At 66.6% G+C, this 13,824-nt stretch carries 13 protein-coding genes; 8 read left to right on the forward strand and 5 right to left on the reverse strand.

The annotated features are described in order from the left end of the window. Positions 1 to 50 precede the first annotated feature (50 nt). Both B6S44_RS05165 and B6S44_RS05170 read right to left on the reverse strand, forming a co-directional pair. Positions 51 to 1,097 (reverse strand): aldo/keto reductase, encoded by a 1,047-nt coding sequence (locus B6S44_RS05165; RefSeq protein WP_129155704.1) that lies wholly within the window; start codon positions 1,095 to 1,097, stop codon positions 51 to 53. A 152-nt stretch (positions 1,098 to 1,249) separates the two neighbouring features. Next, positions 1,250 to 2,020, reverse strand: a complete 771-nt coding sequence (locus B6S44_RS05170) for a DeoR/GlpR family DNA-binding transcription regulator (protein ID WP_129155705.1) — start codon at positions 2,018 to 2,020, stop codon at positions 1,250 to 1,252. A gap of 289 nt (positions 2,021 to 2,309) precedes the next feature. On the opposite strand from B6S44_RS05170, the gene B6S44_RS05175 reads away from it, so the two are divergent. From B6S44_RS05175 to B6S44_RS05195, 5 genes are all read left to right on the forward strand, one after another. Beyond that, positions 2,310 to 3,224, forward strand: coding sequence for a PfkB family carbohydrate kinase (locus B6S44_RS05175; protein ID WP_164985728.1), 915 nt, complete (start codon positions 2,310 to 2,312; stop codon positions 3,222 to 3,224). Positions 3,225 to 3,402: 178 nt separating this feature from the next. Further along, positions 3,403 to 4,809: a beta/alpha barrel domain-containing protein gene (locus tag B6S44_RS05180; RefSeq protein WP_129155707.1), complete on the forward strand. Its 1,407-nt coding sequence runs from the start codon at positions 3,403 to 3,405 to the stop codon at positions 4,807 to 4,809. A gap of 83 nt (positions 4,810 to 4,892) precedes the next feature. Then, entirely contained in the window at positions 4,893 to 6,173 is a 1,281-nt protein-coding gene (locus B6S44_RS05185; RefSeq protein ID WP_129155708.1) for an ABC transporter substrate-binding protein, read from the forward strand. Positions 6,174 to 6,351: 178 nt separating this feature from the next. Continuing rightward, positions 6,352 to 7,245, forward strand: coding sequence for a carbohydrate ABC transporter permease (locus B6S44_RS05190; protein WP_164985729.1), 894 nt, complete (start codon positions 6,352 to 6,354; stop codon positions 7,243 to 7,245). Continuing rightward, positions 7,242 to 8,135, forward strand: a complete 894-nt coding sequence (locus B6S44_RS05195) for a carbohydrate ABC transporter permease (RefSeq protein ID WP_129155710.1) — start codon at positions 7,242 to 7,244, stop codon at positions 8,133 to 8,135. The genes B6S44_RS05190 and B6S44_RS05195 overlap by 4 nt, the downstream gene beginning before the upstream one ends. Positions 8,136 to 8,392: 257 nt before the next feature. On the opposite strand, the gene B6S44_RS05200 is transcribed toward B6S44_RS05195, so the two are convergent. Beyond that, positions 8,393 to 8,872, reverse strand: a complete 480-nt coding sequence (locus tag B6S44_RS05200) for an Lrp/AsnC family transcriptional regulator (protein ID WP_129155711.1) — start codon at positions 8,870 to 8,872, stop codon at positions 8,393 to 8,395. A 117-nt stretch (positions 8,873 to 8,989) separates the two neighbouring features. Between B6S44_RS05200 and B6S44_RS05205 the strand changes: the two genes are divergently transcribed. Beyond that, a complete protein-coding gene (locus B6S44_RS05205; RefSeq protein ID WP_129155712.1) occupies positions 8,990 to 10,186 on the forward strand; it encodes a diaminopropionate ammonia-lyase in 1,197 nt (398 codons plus the stop codon). Continuing rightward, positions 10,186 to 10,815 (forward strand): glutathione S-transferase family protein, encoded by a 630-nt coding sequence (locus B6S44_RS05210; protein WP_129155713.1) that lies wholly within the window; start codon positions 10,186 to 10,188, stop codon positions 10,813 to 10,815. Before B6S44_RS05205 ends, B6S44_RS05210 begins: the two co-directional genes overlap by 1 nt. 3 nt (positions 10,816 to 10,818) lie before the next feature. Here the strand turns inward: B6S44_RS05210 and B6S44_RS05215 are convergent, their stop codons facing one another. Continuing rightward, complete coding sequence (locus tag B6S44_RS05215) at positions 10,819 to 11,448, reverse strand: FMN-binding negative transcriptional regulator (protein WP_129155714.1); 630 nt, start codon at positions 11,446 to 11,448, stop codon at positions 10,819 to 10,821. Positions 11,449 to 11,498: 50 nt separating this feature from the next. Between B6S44_RS05215 and pdxR the strand changes: the two genes are divergently transcribed. Then, positions 11,499 to 12,965 carry a MocR-like pyridoxine biosynthesis transcription factor PdxR gene (gene pdxR, locus B6S44_RS05220; RefSeq protein WP_129155715.1) on the forward strand — a complete coding sequence of 489 codons (1,467 nt, stop codon included), beginning with the start codon at positions 11,499 to 11,501 and terminating at the stop codon, positions 12,963 to 12,965. A 3-nt stretch (positions 12,966 to 12,968) separates the two neighbouring features. On the opposite strand, the gene B6S44_RS05225 is transcribed toward pdxR, so the two are convergent. After that, positions 12,969 to 13,766, reverse strand: coding sequence for an aldolase (locus tag B6S44_RS05225; RefSeq protein WP_129155716.1), 798 nt, complete (start codon positions 13,764 to 13,766; stop codon positions 12,969 to 12,971). Positions 13,767 to 13,824 lie beyond the last annotated feature (58 nt).

A 13,824-nucleotide genomic window follows, 5' to 3' on the forward strand; every position in this document is an offset into this window, starting at 1 on the left:
CGCGAAGCCCCGGAAAGACGGAGAGGCTCTCCCTCGTCGGTCAGCCTGTTTTATCCCACCCGGCGCGGGTCGGGCTTCGTACGATTGGCGCCCTGGCGCTCCAGCATCCAGCCCGGATACTCCTTCGGCAGGGCGCTGACGGCGTCGAGAGCCGCGAGTTCATCGGCGGTGAACGCGATCTCGCTCGCGGCGATGTTCTCGCTGAGCTGCTCGGCCCGCTTGGCGCCGACGATCACGCTCGTCACCGCCGGCTGGTGCAGCAGCCAGGCGAGCGCCACCTGCGCGACCGAGGCCTTGTGCGCCTCCGCGATCGGGCGCATCGCGTCGATGACGTCATAGCCGCGCTCGCGATCGACCGGCGGGAAATCGAAGCTGGCGCGCCTGCCCTCGCCGCCCTGCTCGTTGCGGCGGTCGTATTTGCCCGAGAGCAGGCCGCCGGCGAGCGGGCTCCAGACCATCAGCCCAACCTTCTCAGACAGCAGCATCGGCGCGATCTCACGCTCGAGATCGCGGCCGGCGATGGTGTAATAGGCCTGCAGCGAGGCGATGCGCGCCAGGTGCCGCCGCTCGGAAATGCCGAGCGCCTTCGCGACCTGCCAGGTCGCCCAGTTGGAGACGCCGACATAGCGCACGAGCCCCTGCCGGACGAGCACATCGAGCGCTTCAAACGTCTCCTCCATCGGCGTCACGCTGTCGAAGGCATGGATCTGGTAGAGGTCGATATGGTCGAGCTGGAGCCGCTTCAGGCTGGCCTTGGCCTGTTCGAGGATGTGATAGCGGCTGGCGCCGGAGCCGTTCGGCCCCTGCCCCATCCGACCGTAAACCTTGGTGGCGACGACGACCTCGTCGCGGGCGATGCCGAGATTGCGCAGGGCCTGGCCGGTGATCTGCTCGGAATTGCCCTCGGCATAAACATTGGCGGTGTCGATGAAATTGATGCCGGCGTCGAGCGCGGTCTTCACCAGCGCATCGGCCTCCTGCTGGTCGAGCCGGCCGATATTGCCCCAGATGCCGGCATCGCCGCCTCCGAAGGTCATGGTGCCAAGGCACAATTCGGAGACGAGCAGGCCGGTCTGGCCAAGCGTTTGATAGCGCATGACGTGTCTCTTTCGACGAGAGAATTTTTGCGACGATGGGAATTTTGACTGATGAGGCCGCGAGGGAATGCGCCCGGTTGGCGCCGGCGACCTTTCATCAAGATAAGCCGCAGCGGCTGGCGCGCAACGCGCCGGCGCTCACCGTTGCGTGATCAGCCGGCTACGATCAGCTCGCAGCGCGCGTCGCGGATCATCTGGGCGGTCGCGGCAGCCGGTTGCCGATCGGTAACCAGGGTCGAGATCTCGCTGAGATGCGCCAGGCGGGACATGGCGGCCCGGCTGAACTTGGTATGGTCAGCGAGCAGCACCGAGCGGCGGGCATTGCGCAGCATGGTGCGCCCGACCACCGCTTCATCGTCACGGTATTCGAGCAGGTTCCCGGCCGCGTCGATGCCGCCGATGCTGGTCATGTGCAGGTCGCAGCGATAGTTTTCGATGAAGGCGGCGGCATGCATGCCGCCGCAGGCGCGGTTCGGCCCGAGCCAGTGTCCGCCGGTGATCAGGATCGAGATGTCCGGGCATTTGTCTAGAATCGCCGCCGCCGCCGTACTGTTGGTGACGACCCGCAGGCCGCGCGGGCGGCGCTCGGCGATCGCCTTGGCGAGTGCGTCCATGGTCGTGCCGGGCGTGATGAACAGCGAGCTGCCCGGCGTCACCAGCTCGGCGGCGGCCTGGGCCATTGCGGCCTTCTCGACCGCCGTCTCGACGACCCGCAGGCCGTAGTCTGTGTTCGCGGTCGAGAGATTGGCGCTGGCGCCGCCGTGATGACGACGCAGGAGTCCGCGGTCGGCGAGGTCCTGCAGATCACGCCGCACGGTCTGCGGTGTGACGTTGAAGGCGGAGACGATCTCCTCGATCGCGACATAGCCGCGCTTGCCGAGGATATCGAGGATGTCGGCGTGACGTTTGCTCAGCGGTTCCATGGCAGGCCTGCTTCAGAGCCGAACCCGGGCGGGTTGCACAACCTGATCGGTGAAATCGTCTCTACGACCACTGGCGCCCTTCACGCAATGCGCGTTTGCGAAAATGGTGTTGCGAAAGTGAAACCGTAGGGCATCATCGCTTTCGCCGCGCAACCGGATCCTGCCGGCGATACCGACAACGAGATCCGGCGGGACGGAACATGCTCACCACGCGGCCAGGGAGCCGGCAGATACGCCGTCATGCGCGCTTCACCCGACCGGCGGCCTTTCCGGGCTGGGGATGCCGGACATGAGCGGCCGCCGAATCGTCTGCGTCGGCAATCTCGTCCAGGACGAGGTTTTCCAGGTCGAGGCCCTGCCCTCGGCCGGCATCAAGACCGGCGTGCTGGGTTATGCCGAGCGCTTCGGCGGGCCGGCCGCGACCGCGGCGGTCGCGATCTGCCATCTCGGCGGCCAGGCGGCCTATTGGGGCCGGGTCGGCGCCGATGCCGCCGGCGAGACCGGGCTGCGACTCTTGCGCGGCCATGGTGTCGACTGCGACGGCGTTGCCATCCTGCCGGAGGGGCGCACGCTCAGGGCCATCGTCCTCGTCGACAAGCGCGGCGAACGCAGCATCGTCTCGAACCGGCGCAGCCTCTCGCAGGATGCGAGCGTCCTGCCGCAGGGCGGGCTTGCGCAGGCAGGCGCGGTGCTGGCCGATACGCGCTGGCCGGCTGCCGCGGCGGTCGTGCTCGACCGCGCCCATGAGGCGGGCATTCCGAGCGTCCTCGATGTCGACGGTGGCACGCCGGAGGATAATCGCCGACTGATCGCCAAGGCCGACAACATCGTCTTCTCGGCCGAGGGCCTGCGCGATTTCGCCGGCGATGGCCCGGCCGAGGAGTTGCTGCGGCGCTGTGCCAACGGCTCCGACAAGGTCTTCGCCGTGACGCGCGGCACGGCCGGCAGCCTCTGGCTGATTGGCGGCGAGCTCGTCAGCGTGCCCGCCTTCAAGGTTACGGCGAAGGACACCACCGGCTGCGGCGACGTCTTCCATGGCGCCTATGCGCTCGGGCTTTGCGAGGGACAGAGCCCTGTCGACGCCGCGCGCTTCGCCGCAGCTGTTGCAGCGCTCAAGGCCGAGCGCGGCAATGGCTGGGACGGCATGCCCGATCACCCCGCCGTTCAGGCCCTGCTGGATAGCGGCGAAACATACCCGCACTGAACCTCCGTTAGATTGCGCGATGCAACATGACTTATGCTGCAATGCGCGAAAACGATAATATGACTTGCGATAACGAAAACACCATGCATTGATTGCGAACGTGACACGGCGGGCCCCGGCCCGCCCCGCCGGAAGCCCGGCGCTCTCCGTTTCGAAGCCGTTTTCGAAGGTATGACCCATGGCATGCGCCTCGCTCGCTGAGCTGACCGACGACCTCAAGACGATCGGTGTCGATCTCGCCGGCTCCTCGCCCGACTTCAGCAAAAGCAAGCGTCCGCCGGATGCGATGATCGACCGCTGGGCCGAAACGGCGGCGCTGGCCGAGCCGGAGACGCGCGCGGTGGCGATCTGGGCTATCCGCGAGGCCGCCCATGCCGCCGGCATCGTGCCGGCCTCGATCCAGGAACTCTATCTCGCCTGCGCCGCCGGCAAATGGTCGGGCAAGACCGTGCCGGCGATGAACCTGCGCGGCTGGAGCTATCACACCTGCCGCTCGGTCTTCCGCGCCGGCAAGGCGCTCGATTCCAAGCTGTTCATCTTCGAGCAGGCGGTCGGCGAAGCGCTCTATGCCCAGCAGCCGCCGCTGGAATACGCCGCAGCGGTGCTCGCCGCGGCGCTGCGCGAGGGCCATGTCGGCCCGGTCTTCCTCCAGGCCGATCACGACCAGATCAACGCCAAGGCCTATCTCGCCGATCCGAAGGCGGAAGTCCGCAAGCTCGAGACCATCATGCGCGAGCAGATCGCGGCCGGCATGTACAGCATCGACATCGACGCCTCAACGGTGGTCGACCTGTCGCTGGCGACGATCGAGGACCAGCAGCGCGTCAACGCCGAGCTCACCGCACATTTCACCGAGTTCGTGCGCGGCATCGAGCCAAAGGGCGTCTCGATCTCGCTCGGCGCCGAGATCGGCGAGGTCGGCCACGAGAACACGACGCCGGAAGAGCTGCGCGCCTTCATGACGGTCTACCTGGCGGAGATGGCCAAGCGCAGCGCCAAGCTGCCGATCGTCAGCAAGATCTCAATCAATTCCGGCACCTATCACGGCGGCAAGGTGCTGCCGGACGGCACGCTGGCGCAGGTCAATGTCGACTACGATCTGCTGAAGACGATCTCGACGATCTGCCGCAGCGAGTACAACATGGCGGGCGCGGTCCAGCATGGAGCTTCGACCCTGCCCGGTACGCAGCTCGCCAAGCTGCCGGTGGCGGAAGCGGTCGAAGTCCATCTCGCGCTCGGCTTCAACAACCTGATCTTCGACCACCCGGCCCTGCCGCAGGCCTTGAGGGACCAGATTCGGGAGTACACCTTCGCCAATCATCTTTCCGAGAAGGGCGCGGGCGAGACCGATGCGCAGTTCTTCTACAATACCCGCAAGAAATCCTGGAAAGTGATGAAGAAGCCGTTCTGGGAGATGCCGAAGGAAGCCGAGACCGCGATCATGGCCTCGCTCCAGGAGATGTTCCGCAACATGTTCACCTGGATGAATGTCGGCGGGACGAGCAGACTGGTCGACGAGAACACCACGCTGGTCAAGGTCGCACCGCCGGTGCCCGAGGCCCTGCGAAAAGCCCGCGCCGCCTAAACGCCTGTTCCGGCGCCCGCAACGACGGATGCGCCGCTGACCAAGAAGACTGCCAAAGGGACAACCAACGGGAGGAAACGCATATGGATCAGCATCGCAGGTCTTCCTTGCTGAAACTCGCGGCGATGACGCTCGCTTCGGTGATCAGCCTTCCGACGCTCGCACTTGCCCAGCAGAAGGAGGTTCGCTGGGGCCAGTGGAAGGGTACCGAGGTCGGCGAAAAGTTCATGGGCGAGCTCAAGGCCGCCTTCGAGAAAGACCATCCCGATATCAAGCTGACGCCGGTCGACTCGCCGTTCACCGGCTTCCACGACCGCGCCATCGTGCTGCACCAGGCCAAGAAGCTGCCGGACGTGCTGCTGGTCCAGGTCGACTGGGTGGCCGAGTTCGCCGATCTCGGCATGATCGAGCCGCTCGATGCGCGCATCGCCAAGGAGCCGGCGGCGTTCTTCGAGAACATCCCGAAGACCTTCCACGCCAAATGGAAGGGCAAGCAGTACTACCTGCCGATCGAGAGCGGCGCGGTGGCGCTGTTCTGGAACACCGACCTGTTCAAGGCTGCCGGCCTCTCCGGCCCGCCCAAGACCTGGGACGAGTTCGCCGAGTATTCGCGCAAGCTGACCAATCCCGACAAGCGCCAGTTCGCGGTCACTGGCACGCTCCAGGCCGAGCCGCCGACCAACATGACCTACGACATCTACCCGCTGCTGCTGCAGGGTGGCGCGACGATCATGGACCCGGCGACCAGCAAGGCCGTGTTCAACAGCCCCGAAGGCGTCGCCGCGATCGAGTGGTACATCGAGCGGATGAACAAGGACAAAGTCTCGGTGCCGGGCGTGCTGAGCAACGGCGAAAAAGAGAAGCGCGCCAACTTCGCCTCCGGCAATGTCGCGATGATGTTCGAGGGGCCCTGGGGCGTCGCCATCCAGAAGCAGCTCAACCCGAACCTCAACTACGACATCGCGCCGCTGCCGAAGGGCAAGAGCACCGGCACCATGGTGCGCGGCTCGCTCAACACCATCAGCAGCCAGGCCCAGGACAAGGACGCGGCCTGGACCTTCATGCGCTGGCTCTCGGGCCCGAAGGGCATCGAGATGTGGGCGAAAGGCACCGGCGGCTTCCCGGCCCGCACCGACGTCTCGAGCCAGGACTGGTTCAAGGAGCGCAAGCTCTTCCAGGCCTTCGTGACGCAGATGGCGCAACCCAACGCGCAATCGCCGTTCCTGTCGATGCCGAACGCCGTGCAGATGAACAAGGTGATGACCACCGAGATCCAGAACGCCGTGCAAGGCAAGAAGACCGCTAAGCAGGCGCTGGATGACGCCGCGGCCGAGTGGAACAAGGTCCTCGCCGCGGCGAAGTGACACCAAAGCACTCGTCGTCCCGGGCGACTGAAGGGAGACCCGGGCCCCATGCCTGAGCCTTCATGTGTGAGGCTCCGGCATGGATTCCGGATCGGCGCGGCTATCGCCGCTTGTCCGGGATGACCCGGATCATTCTGAGAGGCCGGCCACCCCGCCGCCCTGCAACGATCGGCGAGACATGCTGCTGACGCTCAAACGCAAATACCGCGAGGAACTGCTGGCCGCGTCCTTCCTGTGGCCGTCGTTGCTGATCCTCGTCGCGCTGCTGATCTATCCGCTGATCGACGTGGTTCGCCTGAGCTTCCATGACAGCAATCTCCAGCGCGAGGTCTGGGTCGGCTTCGGCAACTACACTGCGCTCGCCAATGATCCGCTGTTCTGGCGCGCCTTCTGGCAGACCGTCGTCTTCACCTTCTTCAGCGTCGTGCTGCACCTGGTGATCGGGCTCGGCCTGGCGCTGCTGCTCAACATGAATCTCGACCCGGCCTTCCGCACCGTCGCGCGCGGCCTGCTGATCGTGCCCTGGCTGCTGGCGCCGACCGTCGCCGGCATGATCTGGGTGCTGATGCTGCAGCCCTTCGGCGTGCTCAACGGCCTGCTCGCCTCACTCGGGATCATCGACACCAACTTCACCATCTCCTGGCTCGGCGATCCCTCGACGGCGCTCGGCTCGGTGACGGCGATGAACGTCTGGCGCGCCTTCCCGTTCTTCATGGTGATGCTGCTCGCCGGCCTGCAGGCGATCCCGAAGCAGCTCTATGAGGCCGCCGAGATCGACGGCGCCTCGCTGTTCCGGCAGTTCTGGCACATCACTTTGCCGCAGCTGCGCAGCGTCATCACCACGATCGTGCTGCTCGACTCGATCTGGACCTTCCGTGCCTTCGACCCGGTCTATGTGATGACCGGCGGCGGGCCGGCGCATGGCTCGGAAGTCCTGGCGACGGCGATCTATTTCGACGGCTTCCAGAAGCTGAAATTCGGCTACGCCTCGGCCGAGGCCGTGGTCATGTTCATCGTGCTCTTCATCGTCAGCGCCATCTATGTCCGCCGAACCATGAGCCATCAGCAATGACTGTCGCCCTGCCCGGTGCCATAGCGCATCCACGCCCCTATCTCGGCAAGATCGGCATTCGCGGGCGCGAGCGCCTGATCAACGCCGCCTCCTATCTCCTGCTGCTGGTTGCGATCGCGATCGTCTTCTTCCCGCTCGCCTGGATGCTGACGGTCTCGGTCAGGCCGAACATCGAGGTGATGCGGATGCCGCCGGAGTGGCTGCCGCAGGTGTTCACGCTGGAGGGCTATCGCAAGATCTTCGCGAGCACGCGCTATCTCGTGGTCTTCGCCAACACGATGGTGGTCTCGCTGGTCGTGACCGCGCTCTCGCTCATCCTCGGGGCGATGGCGGCCTATGCGCTGGCGCGCTTCAAGTTCGCCGGCCAGCGGGCGGTGCTGATGTTCCTGATCACTACGCAGATGTTCCCGCTGGTGCTGCTCTGCATCCCCTATTTCCGGATCTTCATCACACTCGGGCTCTACGACACCCGGACATCGCTGATCGTGGTCTACCTGACCTTCACTTTGCCCTTCTGCATCCTGATGCTGCGCAGCTACTTCATCAACATCCCGCGCGACATCGAGGAGGCGGCGATGGTCGACGGCTGCTCGCGCCTCGGGGCGATCTTCAGGACGCTGGTGCCGATGTCCTACCCCGCCTTCATCGGCGCCGGGCTCTACACCTTCCTGCTCGCCTGGAACGAGTTCCTGTTCGCGGTGGTGCTGATCGAATCCTGGGAGAACCGGGTGCTGACCATGGCGATCTACAGCCTGATGGCCGAGTTCGTCACCGACTGGAACACGATGATGGCCTTCTCGGTGCTGGCGAGCCTGCCCTTGGTGATGGCTTTCATCTTCCTGCAGAAGTTCATGGTCCAGGGCATGACGGCGGGGGCGCTGACGTCGTAGATCAGCTTGCCGGCCGTTCCAGTTCGTCATGCGCAGTCTTTCCAGTGAGCGCCAACGGATGAGACAAGCGCGGGGAACCCCTCTCCTGGAAGGAGAGGGGCAGGGGTGAGGTGTTCGGAGCGGAAACGTTGGCTTGAACCCAACCGCGCGGTGAGCGATCGCGGGACTGGTCCAGCGGCCTACACCTCACCCTGCCCTCTCCTTCCAGGAGAGGGTTCCCCGCGCCCGTATCGTCCAGGTCGAGCAATCGGCAACAGTCAGCCAACCGGTACGCTGAGCCCTGTCTTGACCCGGTCCATCGCCACGAAGGTTCGGAATTTGCGGATATTGGCGTCGGCGAAGAACAGCCGGCGGGTCAACGCCTCATAGGCCGTCATGCTCGACACCAGCACGACCAGCATGAAATCGACCTCGCCGGTGACGTAGTAGCATTGCTGCACCTCGGGCGCGGCGAGGAAGGCGCGCTTGGCGGCGTCGATGTCCTTTGCCGTCTCGCTGACCAGTTCGATCTCGACGAAGATGGTGATCGGGTGGCCGAGCGCCGCCGGCTCGACGACCGCCACATTGGCCCGGATGACGCCGTCCTTCTCCATCCGGCGGATGCGGCGCTGTACCGCCGGGGCCGACAGATTCACCTTCTCGCCGATCACCCGCTGCGGCGTGGTGTTGTCCTGCTGCAGGATGGCGAGGATCGCCCGGTCGAAGGCATCGAGGGCGGCAGCGGTCGGTTCGCGCAATCGGGGCTCCAAGGACAATGATTGTGAAACAAACTTGCAAGGCAGGCGGGTGATTGCAGCGCCTTTTTCGCGGCGCTTGCAATATCTCTTCACCTGGACATTTCAATGAGGCAAGCCGTGCTCCTGCTCAATCAGCTCCCGGACTTCCGCCATCCGCTCCATCCGACCGATGCGGAGACGCTCGGCCCCGCCGGAGCCGATGCGATCGAGCGGCATCTGGCAGGCCGGGCCGAGCATGTGCCGACGCCGCTGCGCGCCCTGCCCAGCCTTGCCGCGTCGCTCGGCATCGGCGCGCTGCATCTCAAGGACGAAGGCCAGCGGCTCGGCCTCGGCAGCTTCAAGGCGCTCGGCGGCGCCTATGCCGTGACGCGCCTGGTGCTGGAGGCGGCGAGCGAACGGCTCGGGCGAACGCTCGACGAAGCCGACCTGACATCGGCCGAGGTCCGTGCCATCGCGTCCGAAATGACCTTCGCCTGCGCCACCGACGGCAATCACGGCCGCTCGGTGGCGCAGGGCGCGGAGCTTGTCGGCGCGCGCTCGGTGATCTTCATGCATGCTGGCGTCAGCGAGCCGCGCGCCGCCGCGATCGCCCGCTTCGGCGCCGAGATCGTGCGCGTCGACGGCACCTATGACGATTCCATCGTCGAAGCCGCCCGCGTCGCCAACGAAAACGGCTGGACGACCGTTTCCGACACCTCCTGGGAGGGCTATGAGCGCATCCCCAGCCTCGTGATGCAGGGCTACACCGCAATCATCCGCGAGGCCTTGAAGCAGCTGCCGGAGTCGCCGACCCATGTCTTCGTCCAGGCCGGCGTCGGCGGCATCGCCGCGGCGATCGCGGCGCAGCTGTCGCTGCTGCTCGGCGAGAACCGGCCGGTCTTCACCGTGGTCGATCCGGCCCGCGCCGCCTGCCTGTTCGAGAGCGCCCGCGCCGGGCGGCCGACCAAGATCGCCCATGGCGCGCCGACGGTGATGGCGATGCTGGAATGCTACGAACCCTCGCCGCTCGCCTGGCGCGTGCTGTCGCGCACAGCCGATGCCTTCATGACGGTCGAGGATGCAGTCGCGGTCGAGGCGATGAACCGGCTGGCGCGCCCGGCCGGCAGCGACCCGGTGATCGTCGCCGGCGAAAGCGGCGCGGCCGGTTTCGCAGGGCTGCTCGCGGCGCTGCGTGATCCGCAGGCGCGCGCGGCGCTGAAGCTTGACGCAACCTCTCGCGTCTTCGGCATCGTCACCGAGGGCGCGACCGATCCGGAGCGCTATGCCGAGCTGGTCGGACTGACGCCGGCCGAGGTCGCCGGGAAGGCCGCGTGATGTCCGGCAAGCTCACCCTGCTCTACCAGAGCCACTCGCCCTATGCTCGCAAGGTGCTGGTCTGCGCGCATGAGCTCGGGCTGGCGAAACGCCTCGATGTCGTCCATCACGAGACCAGCCCGACCAATCGCAACGATGCCGTCTTCGCCCGGAATCCGCTCGGCAAGGTGCCGGTGCTGCTGACGCCGGACGCCGGAGCGCTCTTCGATTCCGTGGTGATCTGCGACTATCTCGACCGGCTAGCCGGCGCGGGTTCGCTGATCCCGCGCGAGGGAGCGGCGCGCTATTCAGCCTTGCGCCTGCAGGCGCTAGCGCAAGGGCTGTGCGATGCCGGCATCGCCGTGCGCTGGGAAACGGAGCGTCGGCCCGAGGCTTTGCGTTACTCGCCGCTCGCCGAGGGGCAGACCACCAAGCTGCTCGAAGCCTATGACTATCTCGAAACACAAGCCGATCTCGACGGACCGGTCACGGTCGGGCAGATCGGACTCGCGACAGCACTCGCCTGGCTCAGCTTCCGCCGCCTGCCGGATTTCCGTGAGCGGGCGCCGCGCGTTACCGGCTGGTATGACCGCTTCAACCAGCGCCCGTCGATGCGCGCCACGCCCTATGAGGGCGAGACGCAGGACTGATCATCAGCCTTCGGTCGGCACCATCGCGGCGACGACGAGGTCGCTGGGACGCTCGCTCGCGCCCAGCCCTTCGGCGACGCCGACACGATCAGCCAGCGGGCGGTTCTGGCTCATCTTGCGCTTGCCTTCGAGCCTAGTGATCGGAATGCGCAGGCCGACGATGCCGCGCAGCTGTGCCTGCACGAAGGCTGGGGGCGCGTCATCGACCGCCCAAGGCTCGGCTCGCGTGCCCTCATGCAGATTGGTGAGGCGCGTCACGGCGTCGAGCAAGCGCGCGGGGTCGTCGAAGAACTCGGCGGGGCCGTAGGCGTGCACCGCCTGGTAATTCCAGGTCGGCACGACCTTGCCGGTCTCGCGCTTGGTCTCGTACCAGGACGGCGTCACATAGGCGTCGGGCCCGTTGAACAGGACCATGGCCTCGCCGATCGCTTTCGCCTTCCATTGCGGATTGGCGCGGGCGAGATGGCCATGGAGAACGCCGAACTCGCCCTCCTCCGGCGCGAGGATCAGCGGCAGCGGCGTCGCCAGCAACCCCTCGGAAGTCGCGGTCACGAGGGTGGCGAGCCGGCAGGCGCGCATCATCGCGTGGATCTCGGCGCGGTCGTCGATGCGGAAGGCCGGCGGCGTGTACATCGAATAGGTCTCCTTGCGGTCGCCGTGCTGATGCCGCTAATCTGGCCCGCATGGAACGGCCAGTTTCGAGCAATTTGCTTGGACCAGTTGAGCGTGATGTTGGCGCCCAACGCCGGGTCGTCGCGGCGATCAAGCGCGAGATCGCAGCTGGTGTCCATGCGCCCGGCTCTCGCCTACCGTCGACGCGGGCGCTCGCGGCCGAATGGGGATTGTCACGCACCACCGTCACGGCCGCCTTCGAGCAATTGGCGGCCGAGGGCTATCTCGAAACCCGAGCCGGTGCGCGGGCTCGGGTCGCCGCCGGGCTGGCTCAGCCGGAGCCGACAGCAGGAAGCGCCCCATCGCCACGCCCGACCGAGCTCTCCGCCTATGGCCAGCGGTTGGCATCGGCCGCCCCCATCCCCTGGAACCCGCAACCCTTCACGCTCGATTTCCGCTATGGCGAACTCGCCGGCGGCGATTTCCCGACGCTTGCCTGGCGGCGGGCGCTGGTCAATGCGGTAACGAAGCGGCCCGCCCGCCTGCGCTATGGCGATCCGCGCGGTTTGCCAGAGCTGCGCGCGGCTTTGCAAGGCTATCTCTGGCGCGCCCGCGGGATGCGCTGCGAGGCCGACGACATCCTCGTCGTCAACGGCTCGCAGCAGGGCTTCGACCTCTGCACCAGGCTGCTGCTCGACCCAGGCGATCGCGTCGTGATCGAGGATCCCGGCTACAACCTGGCGCGCCAGGCCTTCCTGACGGCGGGCGCCGAGCTTTCGCCGCAACCGGTCGATCGCGAGGGCATGCAGACTGCGGACCTGCCACCGGCACGGCTCGCCTTCGTCACCCCTTCGCACCAGCTCCCGCTCGGCAGCATCCTCTCGGCGCCGCGCCGGCAGGAATTGCTGGCCTGGGCGGCGCGTCATGGCGCCGCGATCATCGAGGATGACTACGACGCCGAGTACCGCCATGGCGTCGGCCCGGTGCCGCCGCTGCGCTCGCTCGACCGGGCCGGCAGCGTCATCTATCTCGGCACCGTCTCGAAGACGCTCTCGCCGACCCTGCGGCTCGGCTATCTCGTCCTGCCGCCAGCGCTGCGCGAGGTCTTCGCCCGGGCCAAGCGCATGGTCGACCGCCACACCCCGGAGCTCGAACAGGCTGCCCTGGCCGAGTTGATCGCGAGCGGCGCCTATGAGCGGCATGTCCGCCGCATCCGGCGCCGCAATGGCGAACGCCGCGCCGCTCTGCTGAAGGCCCTGCGCGAGCGGCTGGGCGAGCGCGTGACGATCGCCGGCACCGATGCCGGCCTGCATGTCCTCGCCTGGATCAATGGGCTGCCGCAATCGCGCGAGGCCGAGCTGACGGAGCGGGCTGCGGCCGCCTCGCTCGGTTTCTATGGCGTGAGCGGGCTTTATGACCAGCCGGACAATCGCGACCGCCGCGCCGGCCTCGTCATCGGCTATGCCGCACTCGACGAGGCGCAGATCATCGCGGGCATCGAGCGGCTGGACGCGCTGCTGCGGGAGCTCGGCGCTTAAGCCTCAATCGCGATAGATCGGCTCCTCGGCATCGAGCTGGCGGCGGATCGAGGCCAGATGCAGGCGCGCCGATTCCGGATCGCCCTCTCGCATCTGGCGATAGGCAGCTTCGGCGATTTCCGGCTTCACCGGCAGCACCTGGCGACCGGTCGAGAGCGCGAGCATCTGCACCTCGCAGGCGCGCTCGAGGTAATAGAGATCGTCCCAGGCCTCGGCGATGTTGGGGCCGAGCACCATGACGCCATGGTGCTTCATGAAGACGATATCGGCCTCGCCGACCGCGCCGGCGATGCGGTCGCCCTCGCGCTCGTCGAGCGCAAGGCCGTTATAGTCGCGGTCGAACGCCGTGCGGCCATAGAATTTCAGCGCCGTCTGCCCGGCGAAAATCAGCGGATCGCCTTCGGTCATCGAGAGCGCGGTCGCATAGGGCATGTGGGTGTGGAAGGCGACGCGGGCGCGCGGCAGGTTCTTGTGAACGCGGGCGTGGATGTAGAAGGCGGTCGCTTCGGGCTGGCCCGCTCCCGCGACGACATTGCCGTGGAAGTCGCAGATCAGCAGCTTCGAGGCGGTGAGCTCGCGAAAAGCCCAGCCATAGGGGTTGACGATGAAGAGATCGTCATAGCCCGGCACCAGCGCCGAAAAATGGTTGCAGATACCCTCCTCGAAGCCATAGCGCGCCGCCATGCGGAAGCAAGCGGCGAGATCGCGCCGCGCCTCCCAGACCGCATCGGAATCGAGGTTCGGCTGGTTAAGGCCGGCGGAGAATGCCGGCGCCGCGCCGGCCTTGAGGGAGTGTGCCATGCGGCTAGTCTAGGGCTGCATCGGCGCCGGGCAAGCGGACCGTCCTGCGCCAGGCGAA

It is taken from the genome of Allobosea sp. Tri-44 (assembly GCF_004123845.1).
Classification (GTDB): Bacteria; Pseudomonadota; Alphaproteobacteria; order Rhizobiales; family Beijerinckiaceae; genus Allobosea.